A 22,152-nucleotide genomic window follows, 5' to 3' on the forward strand; every position below is an offset into this window, starting at 1 on the left:
ATTTCCTTGATGCTTGCAGGGGGTGAGTCGGTTAATCGGGGGAGACTGCCAACTGCGCGAGCCCCGGCCTGAACCGGGTTCGGTACTGCGGGTGCAACCTGGAGCGGGTGGGGGTGTTACCCGGCGCAACTGCGGCGAACAACGTCGATGCGGCGCGATGGATGCCAAACGCGGATTCAGCGGAAAGAGCGGGACTAGCAGCAAAAAACGCGGCAAAAAGCGGGCGGCTTGCGCACCGTCGTCGGAAATCCCCGTGGGGACTGCCCTGACTGGGGCGCGTGCTAACATTGCCTGTTATCCGAATCTGTTCTCCGAACCCGTCATTCGACTTCCTGGCCATGAACTCCGAGATGTTATCCACGCCCACGCCCCGTACGCTTGTGATCGTTTCACGGGAGAGCCGCCTTGCGATGTGGCAGGCCGAGCATGTGCAAGCTACGCTGCGCAAATTATATCCATCCTGTGACGTGAAAATCGTCGGAATGACGACGCGCGGCGATCAAATTCTCGACCGCACGCTCTCGAAGGTCGGTGGCAAGGGGTTGTTCGTGAAGGAACTCGAGCAGGCGCTCGCCGAAGGCCAGGCCGATCTCGCAGTCCATTCGCTCAAGGATGTGCCGATGGAGCTGCCCGAAGGCTTCACGCTCGCGGCCATCACGGAGCGCGAGGACCCGCGCGACGCGTTCGTCTCGAACGACTTCGATTCGCTCGCGGCGCTGCCCGCGGGCAGCATCGTCGGCACGTCGAGCCTGCGCCGCGAAACGATGATCCGCGCGCGCTATCCGCATCTGGAAATCCGGCCGCTGCGCGGCAACCTCGATACGCGTCTTGCCAAGCTCGACCGCGGCGACTACGCGGCGATCATTCTCGCGGCGGCGGGCCTCAAGCGCCTGGGCCTCGGCGCACGCATCCGCTCGCTGATCGAAACCGGTGACAGCCTGCCGTCAGCTGGCCAGGGCGCGCTCGGCATCGAAATCCGGGCTGACCGCGCCGATGTTGCGGCGTGGCTCGCGCCGCTGCACGACGACGCAACGGCGAAGGCCGTCGAGGCCGAACGCATGGTGTCGCGCGCGCTCGGCGGCAGCTGCTCGGTGCCGCTCGCGGCCTATGCGCACTGGCGCGACGGCGCGCTGCACTTGCGTGGCACGATCGCCACGCTCGATGCGAGCCGCGTACTGGCCGCCGAGGGCGTATCGCCCGCCGCGAGTGTCGAAGACGCCATCAAGCTCGGCCGCGAAGTGGCCGACTCGCTGATCGCGCAGGGCGCGCTCGACATCGTTCGCACGCTGTCCGAAGCAGCGCTGGCCGAAGGCGCGCCGAATACGCCGCCGGGCACCGAGCGCAATACCCCAGGCAATACCCCGGACAACGAGGCGGGCGGCACCCCGTCCGACATGTGATGACCGGCGCCGCGGATCAAAACGCGGCCCGACCGGGCCAGTCCGACGAGTGGGGCGGCCCGGCGGAGCGTGCGCCAGCTTCCACGCCCTTTACCGCTGTCATCACCCGGCCGTCAGGCCAGTCCGAGGCGCTTGTTGCGCGCCTCGCCGCGCGCGGCATCCGCACGCTCGATTTCCCGCTGATCTCCATCGAACCGGTACGCGACGCCGCACCGCTCGTCGCGGCGCTTGGCGCGCTCGACCGCTATGCGCTCGTCGTGTTCGTCTCGCCGAATGCCGTCGACCGCGCGTTCGCCGCTTATGCGCCGATTTCCTCGATCTGGCCGTATGCGCTGCCGGTGGCCGTGGTCGGCCCGGCGAGCGTCGCGGCGCTGGCGCGGTACGGCGTCGCCGCGCCCGCATATCGCGTAGTCAGCCCGGCGGGCGGCGCCGATGAAGAGGCCGCGCGGTTCGATTCCGAAGCGCTGTACACCGCACTCGAAGCGCATTTTGGTGCCGACGGGTTCGCGGGCAAGCGCGTCCTGATCGTGCGCGGCGACGGCGGCCGCGAATGGCTCGCCGACCGTCTGCGCGAAGCGGGCGCTGAAGTCGAGCACGTCGCCGCTTACCGGCGCGTCGTGCCCGAACCCCCGATGACTGCCTGGACCCAGGTTCACGCGTTGCTCGCGGGCGCGCCGCACGCCTGGCTCGTGACGAGTTCGGAGGGCGTGCGCAACCTCGCCGAACTGGCGCGCGAGCACCTGACAGCAGGCGAACTCGCCGAACTGCACCACTCGCCGCTCGTCACGCCGCACCCGCGCATTGCCGAGACGGCGCGGGGAATGGGTTTTGATAGGATTACGCTGTCCGGCGCGGGCGACGAACGAATCGTCGAGGCGCTGGAGCGACTCGCTTCTTCCGTTGTTCAACCGGTTCAGAACAATCCGGCCCCAGGGCCGGCACAATCACGCATGACTGATTCGAACAATTCCGGCAACGTAGCGCAGCCTGGCGCCCCGTCCGCGGGCGCGACATCCGGCTCTTCACCTGTACGCCCAGCCTGGGCCGCCGCGCCTTCGGCGCAGACTTCCGGCAAGCGCGGCGCAGGCACCGCCTTGCTGTGGCTCGTCGTGGCGCTGGTCGCGGGCGGAGCGGGCGCGGGCGGCTTCGTGCTCAACCGCAAGCTCGATCGAGTCGATCAACAACTGGCGCAGCGCCAGCAGGCCGCCGACCAGCAGATGGCCGCGCTGCGCGCGCGCGCCGATCAGGCCGCGGCGGGCGCGCAGCAGATCGACCGGCAGATCGCGCAGCTCGAAGGCAAGATCGCCGACGCGCAGACCGCGCAGCAGGCGCTCGCGCAACAGTACGCGGACCTCGCGAAGAATCACGACGAATGGACGCTCGCCGAAGTCGGCCAGATGCTGTCGAGCGCGAGCGAACAGCTTCAGCTGACCGGCAACACGCAGCTGGCGCTGTTCGCGCTGCGCAGCGCCGACACGCGCCTCGCGGCCACGGCCAGCCCGCAGGCGCTGGTCGTGCGCAAGGCCATCGCGCACGACATCGAAAAGCTCCAGGCCGCACCGTCCACCGATCTCACGGGTCTTGCGATCAAGCTCGACACGGCGCTCGGCGAGGTCGACTCGCTGCCGCTCGCGGGCGAGGAGATCGTCGCGCGGACGAAGCCGCAAGCCGGCGCGCACCCCGACATCGAGAAGATCGCCGCCGAGAACCACGAGCCGCGCTGGAAAGCGTGGCTCAATACCTTCGTTGCGGGCATCGGCCACCAGATCACGAGCCTCGTGCAGGTGCGCCGCGTCGATAACGCCGACGCCATGCTCATCGCACCCGAGGAAGGCTACTTCGTGCGCGAGAACCTGAAGATGCGCCTCGTTTCGGCGCGCCTGTCGCTGCTCTCGCGCAACCAGGACGCGCTCAAGTCCGACCTCGCCGCCGCCGACGCCGCGCTCGCGCGCTACTTCGACAGCGCGTCGAAGGACACGCGTGCCGTGCGCGATCTGGTGACGCAGGTGAAGGATGGTTCGAAGGCGGTCGTGCTGCCGAACCTCGACGCGAGCCTGCAGGCGATCCAGCAATACAAGAGCCGGGGGTAAGACATGGGCATCCGTGGACTCCTGTGGCTGGCCCTCCTGTTCGCCGTCGCCGTTACGCTCGCGACGCTCGGCCGCTTCGACGCCGGTCAGGTGCTGTTCGTCTACCCGCCGTATCGCGTCGACGTTTCGCTCAACCTCTTCGTCGTCGGCGTGGTGGTGGCGTTCCTGCTGCTCTACGCGCTCCTGCGCTTCGTGCGCAACATCGTGACGATGCCGCGCCGCGTCGCCGCCTACCGCGCGCGCATGCGCACGCAGCGGGCGCATTCGGCGTTGCGCGACGCGGTCAGCAATCTGTACGCGGGGCGCTTCTCGCGTGCGGAAAAAGCCGCGCGCGACGCGCTCGCCGACAAGCGGAACGCGGGCGTCGCCGGTCTTGTCGCCGCGAATGCCGCGCACCGGCTGCATGAGTACGCGCGCCGCGACGAGTGGCTCAAGCAGGTCGAGGATCCTGAGCTTCAGGAAGCGCGCCTGCTGGCGACGGCCGACATGCGCGCCGATGGCCGCGATGCCGACGGCGCGCTCGCCGCGCTCACCGAGATGCGCTCGCAGGGCGGCCGCCGGATTCACGCGCAGCAGATCGCGCTGCGCGCGCAGCAGCAGCTGAAAAACTGGGGCGAAGTGCTCAAGCTCGTGAAGACGCTGGAAAAGCGCGAGGCGCTGCATCCGGCCGTCGCGGTGCGTCTGCGCCAGCTTGCGGCGGAAAACCTGCTGCGCGACCGCCGTCACAACGCGGATGCGCTGCTCGAATTGTGGCAGTCGCTTTCGCCGATCGAGCGTTACTCGCCGCGTCTCGCCGATTGCGCCGCCGAACTGCTGATCGCACTCGATCGCCAGAACGACGCGCGCAAGATCGTCGAAGAAGCGCTCGCGCAGAACTGGGACGCGCGTCTGTTGCGCCGCTATCCGGACACGGCGGGCAGCGATGCGCTGCCGCTCATCCAGAAAGCCGAGGCATGGCGCAAGGAGCGGCCCGAGGACGGCGACCTGCTGTTCGCGCTTGGCCGCCTGTGCCTGAAGCAGCAGCTTTGGGGCAAGGCGCAGTCGTTCCTCGAAGCGGCGCTCAAGTCCGCCCAGGGAAGCGATAACGAGCCGCTCAAGATCCGCTCGCATCGCGCGCTCGCGCGCCTGCACGAGGAGCTTGGCGACCGCGAGAAGGCGGCGGGCCATTATCGCGAGAGCGCGCTGTCGATGAACGTCGTGTGATCGGGCCAACGCCCGCGTCAACATGAAATACGGCCGCTTTACGCGGCCGTTTTTCATGGCGCTGAGAACGCGCGGCGTACGGGTGCCCGCAAAAGCGCGCAGCGGTTCACGCGCTTCGCAGCCGCGCGTGTGCTGCCCGCACCGTCAGATCCGCGGTCCGGCGCATCCGATTGGCTATAATGGCGCCATCCCTTAACGTCCGGTTTCCGCGCCGGCGCGCTTCGTCCCCGAGGCGCGCGCGAGGCAGGTTGTGCGCGGAGTCGCCGGTTTTCATCTGAACTGAGAGCGCACATGAGCTTCGCAAACGTCCCCGCAGGCAAAGATCTGCCGCAAGACTTCAACGTGATCATCGAGATCCCCGCGCAGAGCGACCCGGTGAAGTACGAAGCCGACAAGGAACTCGGCCTGCTGGTCGTCGACCGCTTTGTCGGCACGGGCATGCGTTATCCGGTGAACTACGGCTTCATCCCGCAGACGCTCTCCGGCGACGGCGATCCGGTCGACGTGCTCGTGATCACGCCGTTCCCGCTGCTGGCCGGCGCCGTGGTGCGTTCGCGCGCGGTCGGCATGCTGCAAATGACCGACGAGTCGGGCGTCGACGCCAAGCTGATCGCCGTGCCGCACGACAAGGTCTGCCCGATGACGGCCGGCATCAAGTCGATCGACGACGTGCCGCAATACCTGAAGGACCAGATCAAGCACTTCTTCGAGCAATACAAGTCGCTCGAAAAGGGCAAGTGGGTCAAGGTGGACGGCTGGGTCGGCATCGAAGCCGCGCACAAGGAAATCACCGAAGGCGTCGCGAACTTCAAGAAGTAAGCTGTTCGTTGAAGTATCGGACGTAGTGGAAGCATCGCATCGCGCGGTGCTGCAAGGAAAGCCGCATGAGCCACACTGGCCGTGCGGCTTTTATCATGGTGCGGGCGTGGCGTCCGGCTCGGCGGCTTCGTCCCTTTCGTTCACTTCGTCCGCTCCGTCCGCTTCGTCCACCTCGGCGGGCGCTACGACCGGCAGCACCGATTCGAGCGTGCGCGCCCCGGCTGCGAGCGCGCGCTTTTCACGCGCGGTCAACTGCTTGACCCGGTATTCGGCGCGCAAAGCGTGCGCGCGGTCGGCAAGTTCGAACGACGCGAGCACCTGCACCGGCTTGTGCGAGCGCGTATAGCGCGCACCCGTGCCGTTCGCGTGTTGTGCAAAGCGCGCGGCGACATCGACGGCAATGCCGGTATAAACGCTGCCATCAGCGCATTCGAGCAGGTAAAGGAACCACGGCATGGCGCGTTCGTTATCGCAGGGACGAGTCAGGGCGAGTCAGGGGCGAAAGGGATTATGCTCGTTCAGCTCGTCGACGTAAGCATGAATGTGGTGTTTTTCGCTGTCGAGAAAGTGGGCGACGGCATCGGCGAACGCCGGGTGCGCGAGCCAGTGCGTCGAGCGCGTCGCGCTCGGCATGAAGCCGCGCGCCATCTTGTGCTCGCCCTGCGCGCCGCCTTCGAACACGGCGAGCTTTTCCTCGATGCAGAATTCGAGCGGCTGGTAGTACGCCGTTTCGAAATGCAGGCACGGCACGTGCTCGAGCGCGCCCCAGTAACGGCCATAGAGCGTGCCGCCGCCGTGCTCGCCGCGCTGATACACGACGAGCGAACTCGCAATCGGCTTGCCTTCGTATTCGGCGATCACGAGCAGCAGGTTCTCCGGCATCGACGCGCCGATCATGCGGAAGAAGTCGAGGTTCAGATACGGCGTCGAAAAATGCTCGCGGTAGGTCTGCCGGTAGCAGCGGCTGAAAAAGCGCCACTCGGCATCGCTGATGTCTTCGCCGCGCACGCGCCTGGTCGTCACGCCCGCGTCGCGCACCTTGCGCCGCTCCGCGCGAATGTTCTTGCGCTTCTTTTGTTCGAGCGTCGACAGGAAGTCGTCGAAGTCGCGGTAACCGTCGTTGAGCCAGTGAAACTGCACGCCGTCGCGTTGCATCATGCCGAGCGCGGTCATCGCGTCCGCTTCCTCGACGGTCGGAAAAAGCACGTGCAGCGACGACACATCCGCCTGCTCGGCGAAGGCCAGCAGCGTTGCGGCGAGGTGGCGGCGCGCGGTAGTGTCCGCCGCGATCAGGCGCGTGCCCTGCACCGGCGTGAACGGCACGGCGCACAGCAGCTTCGGGTAGTAATCGAGGCCATTGCGTTTGTACGCGTCGGCCCACGCCCAGTCGAACACGTATTCGCCGTACGAGTGGCTTTTCAGGTAGACGGGCGCGGCGGCTGCGAGCTGGCCCGTGCGCGTGTCGGTCAGCGTGACGAACTGCGGCGCCCAGCCTGCCTCGGACGTCGCGCAGCGCGTGGCGTGCAGCGCCGAGAGGAATTCGTGGCGCAAAAAGGGCGTGGGCTGCGCCTGCTGCGCGAGCAGCGCATTCCAGGCGGCGCTATCCACCTCGGCCGGTGAGCCGAGAATGCCCGTGCGATAATCGAAACGTTCCTTATTCAACTTGCGTGCCAGTCCGATAAGGCATGCGCCGGCTTCCGGGCGCCGACCGAAATTGCGGCAAACGGTCATGGTAAAGCAAACGCCCCGAACGGGTGGGGACCGCACCGCATCGCGTCGTGCACCGGTCCGCTATCGACGCAGGCCGCCGTGCGTGCCGCGAGGATTATCAAAATGAAAGAGCGCTTCTTCAACCTCTATACGCATGGCTTTGCGCGCGTGGCCGTGGGCGTGCCGCGCTGCCGCGTAGCCGACCCTGCGTTCAATGCCAGTGCGACGCTGGCGCTCGCGCGCGAGGCCGCGGGCCGCGGCGCCGCGCTCGTCGCGTTTCCCGAGCTGGGCCTTGCGGCCTATACCTGCGACGACCTGTTTCGCCAAAGGGCGCTGCTCGATGCGTGCGAGCATGCGCTTCAGTCGATCGTCGAGGCGTCGACGTCGCTCCCGCTCGCGATGATCGTCGGCCTGCCGGTGCGCGTCGGCCAGTCGCTCTTCAATTGCGCTGCAGTGGTCGCGGGCGGACGCATCGCGGGCCTCGTGCCGAAGAGCTATCTGCCGAACTACGGCGAGTTCTACGAGCCGCGCCAGTTCAGCGCCGCCGATTGCGCGCGCACCGATACCGCGCGCCTGTGCGGCGAGGACGTGCCGTTCGGCGCTTCGCTGCTGTTCGATCTGCCGCAGGTCGAAGGCTTGCGCTTTCATGTGGAAATCTGCGAGGACGTGTGGGTGCCGATTCCGCCGTCATCGTTCGCGGCGCTCGCGGGTGCGTCGGTGCTCGTCAATCTTTCGGCGTCGAACGTTGTGGTCGGCAAGGCCGGTTACCGCCATCAGCTCGTTTCGCAGCAGTCGGCGCGCTGTCTCGCCGCGTATCTCTACACCTCGGCAGGCAAGGGCGAATCGACGACCGACATGGCATGGGATGGCCACGCGCTCGTCTACGAAAACGGCGAGTTGCTCGCGCAATCGGAGCGCTTTCACGACGACTCGCAGCTCATCTTCGCCGACGTCGATATCGAGCGTCTCGCGCAGGAGCGCATCCGCCAGACCACCTTCGGCGATTCGATTCGCCGCCATCGCGACGAGATCGCGAAGTTGCGCGTGATCCGCTGCGAGATGCCGCATGCGGGCGCCTGGAGTGTGCCCGTGCTGCCGCTCGATCGCCGGGTCGAGCGCTTCCCGTACGTTCCCGCCGATCCGAAGCGCCGCGACGAACGCTGCAACGAGGTCTACAACATCCAGGTGCAGGCGCTCGAACAGCGCTTGTCGCAGAGCGGCATCAAGAAGGTGGTGATCGGCGTGTCCGGCGGGCTCGACTCCACGCACGCGCTGCTCGTGTGCGCGAAGGCGATGGACCGGCTCGGGCTGCCGCGCACGAATATTCTTGCGTACACAATGCCCGGTTTCGCGACGAGCGAGCGCACGCTGCGCCAGGCGCGTCAGCTGATGGAGCTGGTGGGCTGCACGGCGTCCGAAATCGACATCCGCCCGAGCTGCATGCAAATGCTCGAAAACCTCGGCCATCCGTATTCCGAAGGCAAGGCCGCCTACGACATCACCTTCGAGAACGTCCAGGCCGGCGAGCGCACGAACCATCTGTTCCGTCTTGCCAACTTCAATCACGCCATCGTGATCGGCACGGGCGATCTCTCGGAACTCGCGCTCGGCTGGTGCACCTATGGCGTCGGCGATCACATGTCGCACTACAACGTGAACGCGAGCGTGCCGAAGACGCTCATCACGCACCTCGTGGACTGGGTTGCGCAGACGGGGCAGATCGGCGAAAGCGGCTCGGAGGTGCTCGAAGCGATTCTCGACACCGATATCAGCCCCGAACTGATTCCCGGCAAGGCGAACGGCGCGCCCGAGCAGAAGACCGAAAGCGTGATCGGGCCGTACGAGTTGCAGGATTTCAACCTTTACTACACGCTGCGCTTCGGTTTTGCGCCGTCGAAGGTCGCGTTTCTCGCGGAGCACGCGTGGGGTGAGCGCGAGCGCGGTGCGTGGCCGGAGCATACGAGAGGCGAGCGCAATCAATACGATCTCGCCGCGATCAAGCGTAATCTGGGCATCTTCCTCGACCGTTTTTTCCGCCAGAGCCAGTTCAAGCGCACCTGCGTGCCGAACGCGCCGAAGGTCGGCTCGGGCGGCTCGCTTTCGCCGCGCGGCGACTGGCGCGCACCGAGCGATGCCGAATCGGCCGTGTGGCTCGCGGACCTCGCGCAGGTGCCGAATCTGGCGCCCGTGCGGGTTGCCGCGTCATGAGCGTGCGCCGCGCAGCGTAGAATTCCCGTAACGAACCCGGTTATTTCGCACCCGGTTTTCATACAGACTCCAACCCGATTCCAATCCGCGATTCCAATCCGATAAGAGACGAGGTCCGCCATGAAACGCATTACTGCCGTTATCAAACCGTTCAAGCTCGACGAAGTGCGCGAGGCGCTCGCCGAAGTGGGCCTCACGGGCCTGACCGTCACCGAGGTCAAGGGCTTCGGCCGCCAGAAGGGACACACCGAGCTCTATCGCGGCGCGGAATACGTGGTCGATTTCCTGCCGAAGGTGAAGATCGAAGTGGTGGTGGCGAACAGCCAGGCCGACCAGGTGATCGACGCGATTATCGGTGCGGCGCGCACCGGCAAGATCGGCGACGGCAAGATCTTCGTGACCGACGTCGAACGCGTGATCCGCATTCGCACGGGCGAAGAGAACGAAGCGGCTGTCTGACGCGGCCGCTATCGTCGTAACTTCGCCGCACAAAAAAGCACACGGGCCGCGAACGGTGAGTTCCGCGGCCCGTGTCGAGAATAGAAAAAAACGGTGCGGATGTCCTTGCGGACACCGCACCGATACGCGCCTCTCGCAGCAGCGTGAAAACTTCGATGTAGCTGTTCTGTCTACACCCGCCGGTTAGAACGAGTGCTGGATACCTGCGTACACGCCGGTCTGGGTCGCGCCCAGCAACGGGTTGCCCGTTGAAGCCGAAGTGCCGAAGTTGTTGGCGTTCAGACCGAAGTTGGCCGTCGAACTGTTGCGCACCGTTGCAGCCTGGATGTCGAACAGCGTGCGCTTCGAAATGTTGTACGAGCCGCCGATCGTGTACATCGTGGCGTTGCCGCCGCCGTTGTTCGCGTTGACGTGATAGACCGCCGCGATCAGGGCTGCAGCCGGCGTGGCTTGCCACGTTACGCCGCCCCATTCGTGGTTGGCGGTGGTCGGCTGGCCAGGCAGCTGGCCGGTCATGCCCGACGAACGGATGGCTTCGAAGCCGCCCTGAACCTTGAACGCGCCGAGGAACACGTTGACCATCGCCATGTAGTCGCGCGAGTACGCGAAGATGCCGTTGACGGTGCCGAGATTGTTCGTGTTGATCGCGTCGTACGGGCCGCTCAGCCTACCATTGGTCGGGTTGCGGATTTCGTCGTACAGGCCGCGGACCTGGAACAGCGAGCTCGTGTACGTCAGCTGAATACCGGCTTCGCGGCCGTTGTTGAAGCTCGTCGAGTTGGAGAACGCGTACTGGCCGTACACGTCGAAGCCGTACCAGTTCGGCGACTGATACGAAATGTTGTTGCTCGACTGCGGCCAGTTACGGCCGCGGACCAGCGAGGCCGACGACCAGTTCGACTGGCCGAACGGGTCGAAGTCCCAAATGCCGTTGGAGATGAACAGCATCCGGCCCAACAGCAGGGTACCGAACTGGTCATTGGCCATGCCGATGGTCGCCCAGCGATTAAAGAGCCCGTTGTCGCCAGGGCCGGTGCCGTTTGCCGTGCTGAAGCTGCCTTCCAGGTGGAACAGAACCTTGTTGCCGCCACCGATGTCTTCAACGCCCTTCATGCCCCAGAGGCTGGTGCCCCAGTAGCCGCTTTCGAGCAGGACCTGGCTCGTACCGCGCGTTGCCTGGCCATTCGGGCCAGAGCCGCTGCCGATGCCGTTCATATAAGCCACACCTGCATCGAGGCGGCCATACAGCGTCACGCTGCTCTGGGCATGCGCGACTACGCCAGCCGACATCAGAGCTGCGGCAAGCAAAGCTTTCTTCATGTTCTCCTCCATACCCTGTCAAAAAGAAAGTCAACCTAAGTACTGCGAAAGACGTCCGCGCGTGTGAATTCACTGCGAACAGAAACCGTCGCGTGCGAGAGGACTACCTCGGGGATCGGCGCAAAGGCCTTAAAGCGGGCGGACAACCCGGCTGTGTTGTCTCGCAGATCCCGTTGTTGACTGGCATCCCTCATTTCTTTTGAAGTGAAACTACTTTTAATCAACTTAGTTTTGCTACTTTGGTTACTAATCTATCAAAAAAAGGTCGGCGATGGCGAACGAAATCGCTTGCGGCTTGGCCTGTGTCGTCAAATTGCAATATGACGTCCGGAGGCAATAACGGCCTGCTTTAAAAAAAGTGGCCTAACGCCTTGTCCGACAAGGAACACATGAATGTGCTCAAACGGCGTCAAGAATTGTCACTATTGACGGCGCAACGTCGCGGGAGTAAACGGAAAGGTTAATTGCGGCGCGGGGAATGGGGCTCCGGAGAGTTTCCCGAGGGTTTTCCGGGCGGCTTCGGAATTGCGCTGCAATAAAAAAGAAAAGGCGCAGAAAGCGCCTTGTAAAACTACTTTTACTACATCGCTGCGTTATTGATTATGAGCGTTCATGTCGCGGCGATGCGGGGCATTGCGCCTATTTGAGGCTGCCCGAAATGAACTGCCGCAGCCGCTCGCTCTTCGGATTGGCGAAGACCTCGGAGGGCTGGCCTTCTTCCTCGACGCGGCCCTGATGCAGAAACATCACATGATTCGAAACGTTGCGCGCGAAACCCATTTCGTGCGTCACGACGATCATCGTGCGGCCTTCCTCGGCGAGCTTTTGCATCACTTTGAGCACTTCGCCAACGAGTTCGGGGTCGAGCGCCGAAGTCGGCTCGTCGAACAGCATGACGTCCGGCTGCATCGCGAGCGCGCGCGCAATCGCCACGCGCTGCTGCTGGCCACCCGAAAGGTGCGACGGATATTGCTTCTCCACACGCGGCAACAGCCCGACCTTTTCGAGGTATTCGCGCGCGCGGTCCTCGGCCTCGCGCCGCGGCAGGCCCAGCACGTGCACGGGCGCCTCGATCACGTTCTCCAGCACGTTCATGTGCGACCACAGATTGAAGTGCTGGAACACCATCGCGAGCTTCGTGCGCACGCGCTGGAGCTGCTTCGTGTCGGCCACCTGCAGTGCGCCGGTGCGCGCGTCGGCGCGCGTGAGCACTTCTTCGCCGTCGACGACGATGCGCCCGGCGTTGGGCTGTTCGAGAAAGTTGATGCAACGCAGCATCGTGCTCTTGCCGGAGCCGGAAGAGCCGATCACGCTGATGACGTCGCCGGCGTTCGCCGTAAGCGAAACGCCCTTGAGCACTTCATGGTCGCCGTACCGCTTGTGCAGGTCATCGACGCAAAGCTTTTGTTTCTGGGAATTCATCGGGGTCCTCGGTGCGGGCTCACTTGCCTTGCGGCCGCAGATACGCGAGCCAGCGGCGCTCGGCGCGGCGGAACAGCCACACCAGCGTGAATGAAATGATCAGGTACAGCATGGCGGCGATGCCGAATGCGGTGAACGTCTGGTAGGTCGCCGAATTGACGTCGCGTGCGATCTTGAGAATGTCCGGCACGGTGGCCGTGAACGCGACGGTCGTCGCGTGCAGCATCAGGATCACTTCGTTGCTGTAGTAGGGCAGGGCCCGGCGCAGCGCCGAAGGCAGGATCACGCGGCGATAGAGCGTGAACGACGACATGCCGTACGCGCGCGCGGCTTCGATTTCGCCGTAGGGCGTCGACTTGATCGCGCCCGCGAAGATTTCGGTCGTGTACGCGCAGGTGTTGAGCGTGAACGCGAGCAGCGTGCAGTTCATGCCGCTGCGAAAGAACGCGCTCGTGAGTTCGTGGTTGCGCACGATTTCGAGGCTGTAGAGGCCGGTGTAGCACAGCAGCAGCTGCACGTAGAGCGGCGTGCCGCGGAAGATGTACGTGAAGAGCCACACGAGGCCCGCGAGCCACTTCTTCTTCGAGACGCGCGCGACCGCGAACGGCACCGAAAGGCAAAAGCCGATGCCGATCGACACGACGAGCAGCCAGAGCGTGATGGCGACGCCGGTGAAGTGATAGCCGTCGGAGAAAAGGTAGTTGCGCCAGTATTGCTGGATCAGCTGGGTCAAGTCTTGCATTGTCGTTGGCCTTGTCTTGCGGATCCGCTTAGAGGTCTGCCTTGCGCACGCCGGTGGAGTAGCGCTTTTCGAGGTACATCAGCACGAAGTTCGAGATCGTCGTGATGACGAGATAGATCGCGCCTGCGAGCAGCGTGAAAAAGAAGAACCGCAGCGTGCCCTTGCCGGCGTCCTGGCTCGCCTTGACGACGTCGGCGAGGCCGATGATCGACACGAGCGCCGTCGACTTCACGAGCACCTGCCAGTTGTTGCCGATGCCGGGCAGGGCGAAGCGCATCATCTGCGGGAACATGACGCGGCGAAATACCTGCCAGCTCGTCATGCCGTACGCGTGGGCCGCTTCGAGCTGGCCGCGCGGCACCGCGAGGAACGCGCCACGGAAGGTTTCCGTGAAGTACGCACCGTAGATGAAGCCCAGCACGATCACGCCGGCGAGAAAGGGATCGATGTCGATCTGGTCCCAGCCGAGCAGGTCGGTGAGATCGTTCAGCCAGATCTGCAGGCTATAGAAGAGCAGCAGCATCAGCACGAGGTCGGGGACGCCGCGGATCAGCGTGGTGTAGACCGTGCCCGCGCCGTTGACGACGCGGTTCTTCGAGAGTTTCGCCGCCGCGCCGAGCAGTCCGAGCACGAACGACAGCACGAGCGACAGCACGGAGAGCTGGACGGTCTGCCAGGTACCGGCGAGGATCAGCGGGCCGTAGCCTTGAAGAAACATAGATGGGTCCTTGACGAGGCGCGTTGTGCGCACCGCGAAAGGCGCGGCTCGGCGAGCCGCGGTTCAAATCCGTTCATGAACGTCCAGCCTGGCTGGCCGGGTTGCGCGGGCATCCGCTGCAACCGGGGCGTGCTTCTCGCATCGACCGGGGTCGCCGGCGTTGGCTTGCGAAGGTTCGTACAGGGCTGGGCATCCGACTGCGGGTGAAACTGCGCGTGGTCCGCGGGTCTCACTGTATATAACGAAGCGCGGGCTCGGTACATCGGGTCCGTCCCCGGGGTTCGCGGCGCGTGTGTGTCTCGTCTCGTTGCTACTTGCCTTTATAAATATCGAAATCGAAGTATTGCTTCGCGATCCGGTCGAACGTGCCGTCCTTGTGGATCGCGGCCAGTGCGGCATTGAATTTTGCCTTCAGCTCGGGGTCCTGCTTGCTCAGGCCGATTGCGGTGCCGTCGCCGATCGTCTTCGGATCCTCGACCGCCGGGCCCGCCCATGCGAAGCCCTTGCCGCGCGCCGTCTTCAGGAAGCCAAAGTCGGCCTGGACCTCGTCTTGCAGCGTCGCATCGAGCCGACCCGACATCAGATCCTGATAGACCTGATCCTGGTTCTGGTACGACACGACATTGATGCCTTTGGGCGCCCAGTAAGCCTTCGCGTAGGCCTCCTGGGTCGAGCCCTGCTCGACGCCGACATTCTTGCCCTTGAGCGAGGCCGCGGTGGGCAGGAGCGGCGAGCCCGTCTTGGCGATCATGCGTGCGGGCGCGTCGAACATCTTGTCGGAGTAGTCGATCTGCTGGCGGCGCTGGTCGGTCACGCTGAGCGACGACACGATCGCATCGAACTTGCGTGCCTTCAGCGCGCCGATGATGCCGTCGAGGTCGCTCTGCACCCAGACGCACTTGACGTTCATGCGCGCGCACAACGCCTTCGTCAGATCGACGTCGAAGCCGACGATCTCGCCGTTGGGCGCTTTCGACTCGAATGGCGGATAGCTCGCATCGACGCCGATGCGCACCGTATGCCATTCCCTGGCGGCGGCACTGCCCGCAAGGAGGGCGAGCGCGACGCACACTGCGAACTTCTTCATCTTTCTCCTGGTACGGCGGCGCTCACGCGCCCCGGCCTCTGTGTCGTTCAGGCGCCATCGCGGACGAAAAAATGCGGGCCTGATGCCTGCGTGGTGTTCGACCGGCGCCCGGCCGGGGTCCGCCCGGGTCTGCCTGGTGTCTGCCCGGGTTTGCCCGGGTTTGCCTGGTGTTTGCCTGGTGTTTGCCCGGGTCTGCCTGGTGTTTGCCTGGTGTCTGCCCGGGTTTGCCTGGTGTCTCTGCATCCGGCCGGCAACGCGGTTTGCGCTCTCGAGACCCAGCCGGTGGGCGGGGCGGGAGCAATGGCAAGACGCGCTGGCCGAAAAGCGCGATATTTTACCCGAAGGCGGGGGCTGCGCCAGATTGTTGAGGGCGATTGTGGCGGGAGATAAACGTCGCAGCGCTTTGATGTTTCTGGTGAAACGCTGCGGTGCGCGCTTGCGCATTGTGAGATGGAGATGCCGCCATTATCTTCAGGTCTTGCAACGAATCACGGGAGAATCCGATGCTCGCCATCCGCCACGCCGACGAACGCGGCCATGCCAACCACGGCTGGCTCGACACGTTCCACAGCTTTTCTTTCGCGGACTACCACGATCCGGAGCACGTCCACTACGGCGCGCTGCGGGTGCTTAACGACGACCGCGTCGCGGCCGGGCAGGGCTTCGGCGCGCACGGCCACCGCGATATGGAGATCGTGACCTATGTGCTGGACGGCGCGCTCGCGCACCGCGACAGCATGGGCAACGGCTCGACCATCCGTCCGGGCGACGTGCAGCGCATGAGCGCGGGCACCGGCGTGATGCACAGCGAATTCAACGCCTCGAAAGAGGACGAAGTGCATCTGCTGCAGATCTGGCTGCTGCCGCTGGAACAAGGGGGGGCGCCGGGCTACGAGGAAAAGCGCTTCTCCGACGCGGACAAGCGCGGGCAACTGCGCGTGATCGCGTCGCCGGATGGGCGCGACGGCTCGGTGACGGTGCGCTCCGATGCGTCGATCCATGCGGCGCTGCTCGACGACGACGAGCGCGCGCAGTACGCGGTTCCGGCCGGGCGGCGTGTGTACGTGCACGTTGCGCGCGGCGCGCTGGAGGTGAACGGCGAGCGGCTTGGCGCGGGCGACGCGGCGATGATCGCGGCCGAGGACAGCGTCACGCTTGCGAACGGCGACAAGGCCGAAGTGCTGCTGTTCGATCTCGCCTGATCGTGTCGCCGTGCGCCGGGCTCGCGAGGCCGGTGTATGGATAGATCACTGCCTGAAAAACACAAGCGCCGCGGTGCAAACCGCGGCGCTTCGATTTTGGGCGGCCGGGCGAGGGAGACCGATGTCTCCCCGGGCCCGACTCGCCGCTCACTGCCTACTGCTTACTGCGCAGCGGCGGGCGCCGACGCCGCGCCGCGATGCTGCTGCCAGTGCTCGCGCATCTTCTCGCGGCGCTGCTCCATCTTCGCGAAGTGTTCCTTGAACGCCGTGCTGACGGTGGTCTTTTGCTGGTCGTTCAGTCCGTTATAGAACGTGAGCCAGGCCTGGGCGGTCTGTTCGTGCTGCTGCGCGCGCGCCTGTTCGATCTTCTGGTGCGCCGCGTGCAGCGCGTTCATGTCGAGGATCGGCTGCTTCATCATCGAATCGAGCTGCTGCTTCATCTCTTCGTGACTCTTGCGTGCCTGCTCGCGGCCCTGCTTCATCGTGTCGAGCGCAGCCTGCCATTGCTTTTCCTGGTCGGCGTTCAGGTTCAGCTTGTCGTGCAGCTTCTTGACGCCCATCATGAAATCGCCGTGCATCTGGTGCATGCCCGGACCGCCCTGCGGCGGCATCTGGGCGTGCGCGGCGCCCGTTGCGAGGGCGAATGACGCAGCGGCAATGGCGAGAATGCGCGTAGTCTTCTTGTACATGGTGAGGCTCCTGACAATTCCGTGATGGGTGTTATCCGGTGAGGCCCGACTGCTCATCAAAGTGCCTGTTGCCGCATCCGGTGTCCCTAGCCTATCGGGCGCTACCGGGTTGCGTGTTACGCCGCGGGCCGTTGTCGTTACGTCAGATTACTGGCAGCTTTCGCCGTAACACCTCGTAACCCAAACTGCCGGACGGTAAGGAAACGGCTCGCACGCGCGCGTTAAACTTCGTTTCATGGCTACTCAAATACTTGTTGTCGACGACGACGTCGAACTACGCGACCTGTTGCGCGATTATCTGGCGCGCCAGGGCATGGAAGTGTCGGTGCTGCACGACGCGGGCTCGCTCGAGCGGCGCCTCGAGCGCGAGCGGCCCGATCTGATCGTGCTCGACCTGATGATGCCCGGCGTGGACGGTCTCTCCGCGCTGCGCAAGCTGCGCGCGTCCGGCGACGATATTCCCGTCATCATGCTCACCGCACGCGCGGACGACGTGGACCGCATCGTCGGCCTCGAACTCGGCGCCGACGATTACCTCGGCAAGCCCTTCAACCCGCGCGAGCTGCTCGCCCGCGTGCAGGCCGTGCTGCGCCGCCGCCGCACGCCGCCGTCGGCCGCCGCGCCGGAGCAGCGCGAGCCGTTCTCGTTCGGGCGCTTCACGCTCGATTTCCAGTCGCGCACGCTGCACCAGGAAGACAAGCCGCTGCTGTTGTCGGGCAGCGAGTTCGCGCTCCTGAAGATCTTCGTCAATCATCCGATGCGCACGCTCACGCGCGAGCGCCTGCTCGAACTGCTGCACGGCCCCGAGTACGACGGCACCGACCGCGGCATCGACGTGCAGGTGTGGCGTCTGCGCCGCATTCTCGAAAGCGACCCGTCCACGCCGCGCTTCATTCAGACCGTTCGCGGACGCGGTTACGTGTTCGTGCCGGACGGCGAGCAGGGCAACCATGCGCCGGCCGGTTGATTCCCTGTTCGGGCGGCTTGCGCTGCTCTTTATCGGCGTGCTGCTGCTGTCCCACGTCGCGTGGTTCGCGCTCGTGCGTCTCGAGCGCACCCAGACTCAAACGCGCTATGCCGTCGAAGAAGCCGCGTTCCTCGTCGACGCGGTGCGCGAGCACGTCGCGCGCGCGCCCGACCAGCCGCTGCCGTCGCGCGTGCAGCTCGTCGATCCGGCGAGCGCCGACGTGCCGCCCAGCAGCGAGCGGGCACCGGCGGCGCTGCGCCGCTTCGTCGACGACGTGCGCGACCGGATGCCGCCCGGCACCGACGTGCGCCCCGGCGCGCCCGGCTTTCCGCCCACGATCTGGGTGCGCGGTCCGCACGACGCGCGCTGGATCGTCGTGCCGGCGCACGCCTTGCGCATCATGCGGCCGATCCAGCGGTTGATTCCGTGGTTCATCATCATCTTTTCGGCGGCGGTGTTCGCGGCGCTCGTGGCGGCCTGGATGCTGCAAAAGCCGTTGCGCTCGCTTGCCCAGGCCGTGGGGAGCTTCGGCCGCGGGGAACCGGTGCCGCCGGTGCGCGAGAGCGGGCCGCGCGAACTGCGCCTGCTCACGCGCGGTTTCAATCAGATGGTGAAGGAAGTGGGGCGCACCGAGCACGACCGCGCGGTCATGCTGGCCGGCGTCGCGCACGATCTGAAGACGCCGCTTGCGCGGCTGCGTCTGCGTGCGGAAATGATGGATGAGGCGCGGGCACGCGACGGCGTGGTGCGCGATGTGGAGTCGATGGCGCACATCGTCGACCAGTTTCTCGTGTTTGCGCACGACGGCGCGGACCGCAGCGAACCCGTCGAAGTGGACGAAACGTGCGAGCGTATCGCGCGCAACTATCGGGCGATGGGCGCGATGGGGGCGATGGGCGATTCTGCGGCCATTCAGTTGCAACTCGCGGCCGGCGGCGATTTCAGGCTGCCCGCCGCGACGCTGGAGCGCGTGATATCGAACCTGCTCGACAACGCCCGCGCGTATGGCGCACCGCCCGTCGTGATCGAGACGGCGCGCGGCGCGGACGGTTACGTGCTGATCGTGCGCGATCACGGTCAGGGCATCGCCGCGCAGGATCTGACCCAGGCGAGCCGTCCGTTCGTACGGCTCGATCCGGCGCGCGGCGGCAACGGCCACAGCGGTCTTGGCCTCGCGATCGTTGAGCGGCTGGTGCGCCGCGCGGGCGGCGAGCTGCAGATCGGGAACGGCGACGACGGCGGCCTCGCCGTGCGCATGACCTTTTCGTTCGATATCGTGCAGCGCACCGTTGCCGAAGCGGCCAGCGCGTGGTGACGGCTCGCGCCGGCGCCGAAAGCCGGGCTTGAAGTCGCTTTAAAGTCGCGCCTAAACGGCGAAAAGCGTATCGAGCGCCGCGGCGGCTTCGCTGTCGACCGTGTTGTACGTGACACTGCCGGCCTCGAAGATGTAGTGCGTCGTGTACCGGCCAATGCGCGCCAGAATCTCCTCCTGAATCAGCTCGGGCGCGACGTCGAGCTTCAGGTACCAGGCGGTCGAGGACAGGCGCGTCTGAAACGCGCCGTATTCGACCATCAACTGGTCGAACGCGTGAGCATCCTGATCGCGGCAGATAATGACCAGATTCCCCTTCATGCATACCTCCGGCGTGAGTGAAACGTTACGGTGTTGATGATGGAGCGCGCCGCACAGTGCGGCGCCAATCGCGGTGCCAATCGCGGTGCCAATGTCCGGTGGATGATACCGCGCATGCCCGGCATGTCCAGGGCGGCTTGCCGCACGCGCGTGCCCGTTTCTTGCCGCTACAACGCTTCGGTTGCCGCGCGCGGCGGCAGGGCGCCGTCGGCGGGCATCACTTCGCAGCGGTCGCGCCCGGCCGCCTTCGCCACATAAAGCGCAAGATCGGCGCGGCTCAGCAGCCGCTCGGGCAGATCCTGCGACACAGCCAGTTCCGTGATGCCGATGCTTACGCTCAGATTCGCGTCCGGGGGAAGCTCGCCGCGTGCGCCGCTCTTGACCTTCTGGCGCAGGCGTTCGACCACCTCGCGCCCCGTCGAAAGCGAGGTCGCGGGCAGCAGAATGCCGAATTCCTCGCCGCCGAGACGTCCCACTTCGTCCTCGGCGCGCAGCCCGCTGCGGCAGGTTTCGACAAAATGCCTGAGCGCGTGGTCGCCGGCCGCGTGACCGAAGCGGTCGTTGATCTGCTTGAAGTAGTCGAGATCGGCGATCGCCATGCACAGCGTCGTGCCGCTCGCGTAGGCGCGGTCGATTTCGCGGCGCAGCAGATCGAGGAAGTAGCGGCGCGAGAGCGCGCCGGTCAGCGCGTCGTGGCGCGCCTCGGCGGCGAGCTGCGCGTTGGCCGACTGCAACTGCTCGGCGAGGTCGCGGCTCGCGCGGTGCAGACGCCGCTCGCGCACCCACGACACCGAGATCACGGCGGCCAGTGCGGCCGAGCCCGCGAGCGTCAGGAAGATCATGAGCTGGTCGCGCCGCCGGTTCGCGAGCAGTTCGGGCCAAGCCTGAAGCGGATCGACGAGATGAGCCGACAGCCCGGAATTGAGCCCGCCGCGCGCCTCATACAGCGCGGGCACGTGCAGGCCCGGCAATTCGATCATCTGGGCGGCGTCCGCGGGCGGCATCCAGGGGGCGCTCGCGAGCGCGCGTTGCGCAGCGGAACGCAGCCCGATTTCCGAAAGGCGTTTTTTCGCCGCTGTGCCGATGCCGGTGCTGGCGTTCGTGTGCGCGACGGGCGAGCCTCGCGCGCCTGGCGAACCTGGCATTGCGAGCCCTTCGAGCGCGCTGTCGTGCGCCATGATGATGACGCCGTTGCCGTCGGTGACGAAGGTGCCCGGATGCGTCACCCAATGCCGCAGACGCGCAATGCCGACTTTCGCCACGACGGCGCCGACCAGCAGACCGTCGTTGTAAGCGGGCGCGGCGACGACGATGCCGGGCTCGCCGCCCGGAACATCCTCGCCGTAGGTTTCGGAGAACGCGCCGAGCAGCGTGTTGTTCAGATAGGTGCGCCCGCGCATGTTCGCGCCGACGTAGGTCGCCTTGTCGGACGCGTTGCTCGATGCGACGCAGACGCCGTTGTCGTTGACGAGCCAGATGGCGTCGAGGCCCGAGAAACCCTGGGCGTCGTGCAGGAAGCGGTCGGCCATCAAGAGTGCGGGCGTGCGCAGCAGTTCGTTGCGGCGCTCCGGTTGCGTCAGCTGGGGCGTTACGGCGTATTTCTCCGCAGCGCTGAGCGCCCGCTGGGCGATGCCGGTTTCGGCCATGGTTGCGGGAATCGCCCGCAACATCGCGAGATCGCTCGCGATGACCTCCGCCATGTTGTCGACGACCGAGCGCGTCATCTGGCGCTGTACGTGCAGCGCCGTGCCGAGTTCCCGGCGAACCATGCGGTCGGCGAGCAGGCCCGCCACGAGCCAGCAGCCGAGCGCGACTGCGACGACCCCGACGGCTATGGCGGTCTGACGCAAGAATCTCCTGTTCATCGGCCTTCGAAATCGTGGGTGGGCGTGGGCGGTGGCGAGCGGCGGGGCCGGTAGGCAGTGCGGCGGTCGCCCGTCTTGCTGACGGGCGGGATCTGACGCCGAGCAGGGATTTTACCTCTCGATAACGTGTTGCGAGCATTGGTGTTTTGATGCGTCGGGCACTGCCGGACGGCGGACCCGCATGCCGCGCCGCCGCTGACGCGTGACAGGGGCGAGGTTGTGCCTGTCATACAGGTTGTAGTAGTGTCGTGCCGATTAGCCCCAGGCAAGCCAAAGGTAGCTGCCCGCCCGGACATGCGCACGCTCGTGGAAGTATCCGGGCGGCATCCAGGCAGTATTCAGGTAGCACGGGCGACACCAGCGCCGCCCGCGTCTGATCAACGCCAACGAGTCATTGCACCCATGCGCCTTGCCTTTATCTCTGCGTCCCGCCCGGGACGCGCGCCCGGATTCGACGCCGCCCGCGCGGCGGCCTGCACGGAGGGCGCCTGAATGGAGTTCGGCTTCAACCTGAACCGCACGGCCAACGCTTCGGCGTGGCGGGTGCTGCCCAATCGCTGGGACTTCGTCGCGTTTCCGCTGATCATCTGCCTGATCGCGATGGCGGCGATCGGCTTT

19 protein-coding genes are annotated in these 22,152 nt (G+C 65.6%); 9 read left to right on the plus strand and 10 right to left on the minus strand.

From position 1 onward, the window contains the following. The first annotated feature begins 338 nt into the window (after positions 1–338). The 4 genes from hemC to ppa all read left to right on the plus strand — a co-directional run bounded on the left by hemC (position 339) and on the right by ppa (position 5,512). Positions 339–1,400 (plus strand): hydroxymethylbilane synthase, encoded by a 1,062-nt coding sequence (gene hemC / locus Q0L30_RS15565; RefSeq protein ID WP_296657986.1) that lies wholly within the window; start codon positions 339–341, stop codon positions 1,398–1,400. Further along, positions 1,400–3,490: a fused uroporphyrinogen-III synthase HemD/membrane protein HemX gene (gene hemDX, locus Q0L30_RS15570; RefSeq protein WP_296657988.1), complete on the plus strand. Its 2,091-nt coding sequence runs from the start codon at positions 1,400–1,402 to the stop codon at positions 3,488–3,490. Before hemC ends, hemDX begins: the two co-directional genes overlap by 1 nt. A gap of 3 nt (positions 3,491–3,493) precedes the next feature. Next, positions 3,494–4,693 carry a heme biosynthesis protein HemY gene (locus tag Q0L30_RS15575; protein WP_296657991.1) on the plus strand — a complete coding sequence of 400 codons (1,200 nt, stop codon included), beginning with the start codon at positions 3,494–3,496 and terminating at the stop codon, positions 4,691–4,693. Between the two features lie 291 nt (positions 4,694–4,984). Next, positions 4,985–5,512 (plus strand): inorganic diphosphatase, encoded by a 528-nt coding sequence (gene ppa / locus Q0L30_RS15580; RefSeq protein ID WP_296657993.1) that lies wholly within the window; start codon positions 4,985–4,987, stop codon positions 5,510–5,512. A gap of 93 nt (positions 5,513–5,605) precedes the next feature. On the opposite strand, the gene Q0L30_RS15585 is transcribed toward ppa, so the two are convergent. Beyond that, the gene (locus Q0L30_RS15585) at positions 5,606–5,968 is read right to left on the minus strand and encodes a GIY-YIG nuclease family protein (protein ID WP_296657996.1); all 363 of its coding nucleotides are present in this window, start codon (positions 5,966–5,968) and stop codon (positions 5,606–5,608) included. Between the two features lie 36 nt (positions 5,969–6,004). Next, the gene (locus Q0L30_RS15590) at positions 6,005–7,174 is read right to left on the minus strand and encodes a GNAT family N-acetyltransferase (RefSeq protein ID WP_296657999.1); all 1,170 of its coding nucleotides are present in this window, start codon (positions 7,172–7,174) and stop codon (positions 6,005–6,007) included. A 171-nt stretch (positions 7,175–7,345) separates the two neighbouring features. Here Q0L30_RS15590 and Q0L30_RS15595 point away from each other — a divergent pair, with 171 nt between their 5' ends. After that, positions 7,346–9,430: an NAD(+) synthase gene (locus tag Q0L30_RS15595; protein WP_296658002.1), complete on the plus strand. Its 2,085-nt coding sequence runs from the start codon at positions 7,346–7,348 to the stop codon at positions 9,428–9,430. A gap of 120 nt (positions 9,431–9,550) precedes the next feature. Further along, positions 9,551–9,889 (plus strand): P-II family nitrogen regulator, encoded by a 339-nt coding sequence (locus Q0L30_RS15600; RefSeq protein ID WP_293041664.1) that lies wholly within the window; start codon positions 9,551–9,553, stop codon positions 9,887–9,889. A 183-nt stretch (positions 9,890–10,072) separates the two neighbouring features. Here Q0L30_RS15600 and Q0L30_RS15605 read toward each other — a convergent pair whose 3' ends face one another. From Q0L30_RS15605 to Q0L30_RS15625, 5 genes are all read right to left on the minus strand, one after another. Next, entirely contained in the window at positions 10,073–11,209 is a 1,137-nt protein-coding gene (locus tag Q0L30_RS15605) for a porin (RefSeq protein ID WP_296658006.1), read from the minus strand. Positions 11,210–11,848: 639 nt separating this feature from the next. Next, positions 11,849–12,631, minus strand: coding sequence for an ABC transporter ATP-binding protein (locus tag Q0L30_RS15610; RefSeq protein ID WP_296658008.1), 783 nt, complete (start codon positions 12,629–12,631; stop codon positions 11,849–11,851). Between the two features lie 19 nt (positions 12,632–12,650). Continuing rightward, entirely contained in the window at positions 12,651–13,364 is a 714-nt protein-coding gene (locus Q0L30_RS15615) for an ABC transporter permease (RefSeq protein ID WP_296658053.1), read from the minus strand. A 37-nt stretch (positions 13,365–13,401) separates the two neighbouring features. Then, on the minus strand, positions 13,402–14,091 hold the full coding sequence (locus Q0L30_RS15620; RefSeq protein WP_296658010.1) for an ABC transporter permease: 690 nt from the start codon (positions 14,089–14,091) through the stop codon (positions 13,402–13,404). A 310-nt stretch (positions 14,092–14,401) separates the two neighbouring features. Beyond that, positions 14,402–15,178 (minus strand): ABC transporter substrate-binding protein, encoded by a 777-nt coding sequence (locus Q0L30_RS15625; RefSeq protein ID WP_296658013.1) that lies wholly within the window; start codon positions 15,176–15,178, stop codon positions 14,402–14,404. A gap of 503 nt (positions 15,179–15,681) precedes the next feature. Between Q0L30_RS15625 and Q0L30_RS15630 the strand changes: the two genes are divergently transcribed. Next, positions 15,682–16,380 (plus strand): pirin family protein, encoded by a 699-nt coding sequence (locus Q0L30_RS15630; RefSeq protein WP_296658015.1) that lies wholly within the window; start codon positions 15,682–15,684, stop codon positions 16,378–16,380. 161 nt (positions 16,381–16,541) lie between these two features. On the opposite strand, the gene Q0L30_RS15635 is transcribed toward Q0L30_RS15630, so the two are convergent. Beyond that, entirely contained in the window at positions 16,542–17,069 is a 528-nt protein-coding gene (locus Q0L30_RS15635; protein WP_296658018.1) for a periplasmic heavy metal sensor, read from the minus strand. Between the two features lie 235 nt (positions 17,070–17,304). Here Q0L30_RS15635 and Q0L30_RS15640 point away from each other — a divergent pair, with 235 nt between their 5' ends. Further along, positions 17,305–18,036: a response regulator gene (locus Q0L30_RS15640; protein WP_293041681.1), complete on the plus strand. Its 732-nt coding sequence runs from the start codon at positions 17,305–17,307 to the stop codon at positions 18,034–18,036. Continuing rightward, entirely contained in the window at positions 18,020–19,351 is a 1,332-nt protein-coding gene (locus Q0L30_RS15645; protein WP_296658022.1) for an ATP-binding protein, read from the plus strand. The genes Q0L30_RS15640 and Q0L30_RS15645 overlap by 17 nt, the downstream gene beginning before the upstream one ends. A 51-nt stretch (positions 19,352–19,402) precedes the next feature. Here the strand turns inward: Q0L30_RS15645 and Q0L30_RS15650 are convergent, their stop codons facing one another. Beyond that, the gene (locus Q0L30_RS15650; RefSeq protein WP_293041686.1) at positions 19,403–19,669 is read right to left on the minus strand and encodes a hypothetical protein; all 267 of its coding nucleotides are present in this window, start codon (positions 19,667–19,669) and stop codon (positions 19,403–19,405) included. A gap of 167 nt (positions 19,670–19,836) precedes the next feature. Then, on the minus strand, positions 19,837–21,534 hold the full coding sequence (locus Q0L30_RS15655; RefSeq protein ID WP_296658027.1) for a sensor domain-containing diguanylate cyclase: 1,698 nt from the start codon (positions 21,532–21,534) through the stop codon (positions 19,837–19,839). Positions 21,535–22,152 lie beyond the last annotated feature (618 nt).

It is taken from the genome of Paraburkholderia sp. (genome assembly GCF_024281035.1).
Lineage (GTDB): Bacteria > Pseudomonadota > Gammaproteobacteria > Burkholderiales > Burkholderiaceae > Paraburkholderia.

Coding starts and splice junctions, on each gene's coding strand:
- hemC (WP_296657986.1), top strand. CDS start 339: ATGAACTCCGAGATGTTATCCACGCCCACGCCCCGTACGCTTGTGATC.
- hemDX (WP_296657988.1), top strand. CDS start 1,400: ATGACCGGCGCCGCGGATCAAAACGCGGCCCGACCGGGCCAGTCCGAC.
- Q0L30_RS15575 (WP_296657991.1), top strand. CDS start 3,494: ATGGGCATCCGTGGACTCCTGTGGCTGGCCCTCCTGTTCGCCGTCGCC.
- ppa (WP_296657993.1), top strand. CDS start 4,985: ATGAGCTTCGCAAACGTCCCCGCAGGCAAAGATCTGCCGCAAGACTTC.
- Q0L30_RS15585 (WP_296657996.1), bottom strand. CDS start 5,968: ATGCCGTGGTTCCTTTACCTGCTCGAATGCGCTGATGGCAGCGTTTAT.
- Q0L30_RS15595 (WP_296658002.1), top strand. CDS start 7,346: ATGAAAGAGCGCTTCTTCAACCTCTATACGCATGGCTTTGCGCGCGTG.
- Q0L30_RS15600 (WP_293041664.1), top strand. CDS start 9,551: ATGAAACGCATTACTGCCGTTATCAAACCGTTCAAGCTCGACGAAGTG.
- Q0L30_RS15605 (WP_296658006.1), bottom strand. CDS start 11,209: ATGAAGAAAGCTTTGCTTGCCGCAGCTCTGATGTCGGCTGGCGTAGTC.
- Q0L30_RS15610 (WP_296658008.1), bottom strand. CDS start 12,631: ATGAATTCCCAGAAACAAAAGCTTTGCGTCGATGACCTGCACAAGCGG.
- Q0L30_RS15620 (WP_296658010.1), bottom strand. CDS start 14,091: ATGTTTCTTCAAGGCTACGGCCCGCTGATCCTCGCCGGTACCTGGCAG.
- Q0L30_RS15625 (WP_296658013.1), bottom strand. CDS start 15,178: ATGAAGAAGTTCGCAGTGTGCGTCGCGCTCGCCCTCCTTGCGGGCAGT.
- Q0L30_RS15630 (WP_296658015.1), top strand. CDS start 15,682: ATGCTCGCCATCCGCCACGCCGACGAACGCGGCCATGCCAACCACGGC.
- Q0L30_RS15635 (WP_296658018.1), bottom strand. CDS start 17,069: ATGTACAAGAAGACTACGCGCATTCTCGCCATTGCCGCTGCGTCATTC.
- Q0L30_RS15640 (WP_293041681.1), top strand. CDS start 17,305: ATGGCTACTCAAATACTTGTTGTCGACGACGACGTCGAACTACGCGAC.
- Q0L30_RS15645 (WP_296658022.1), top strand. CDS start 18,020: ATGCGCCGGCCGGTTGATTCCCTGTTCGGGCGGCTTGCGCTGCTCTTT.
- Q0L30_RS15650 (WP_293041686.1), bottom strand. CDS start 19,669: ATGAAGGGGAATCTGGTCATTATCTGCCGCGATCAGGATGCTCACGCG.
- Q0L30_RS15655 (WP_296658027.1), bottom strand. CDS start 21,534: ATGAACAGGAGATTCTTGCGTCAGACCGCCATAGCCGTCGGGGTCGTC.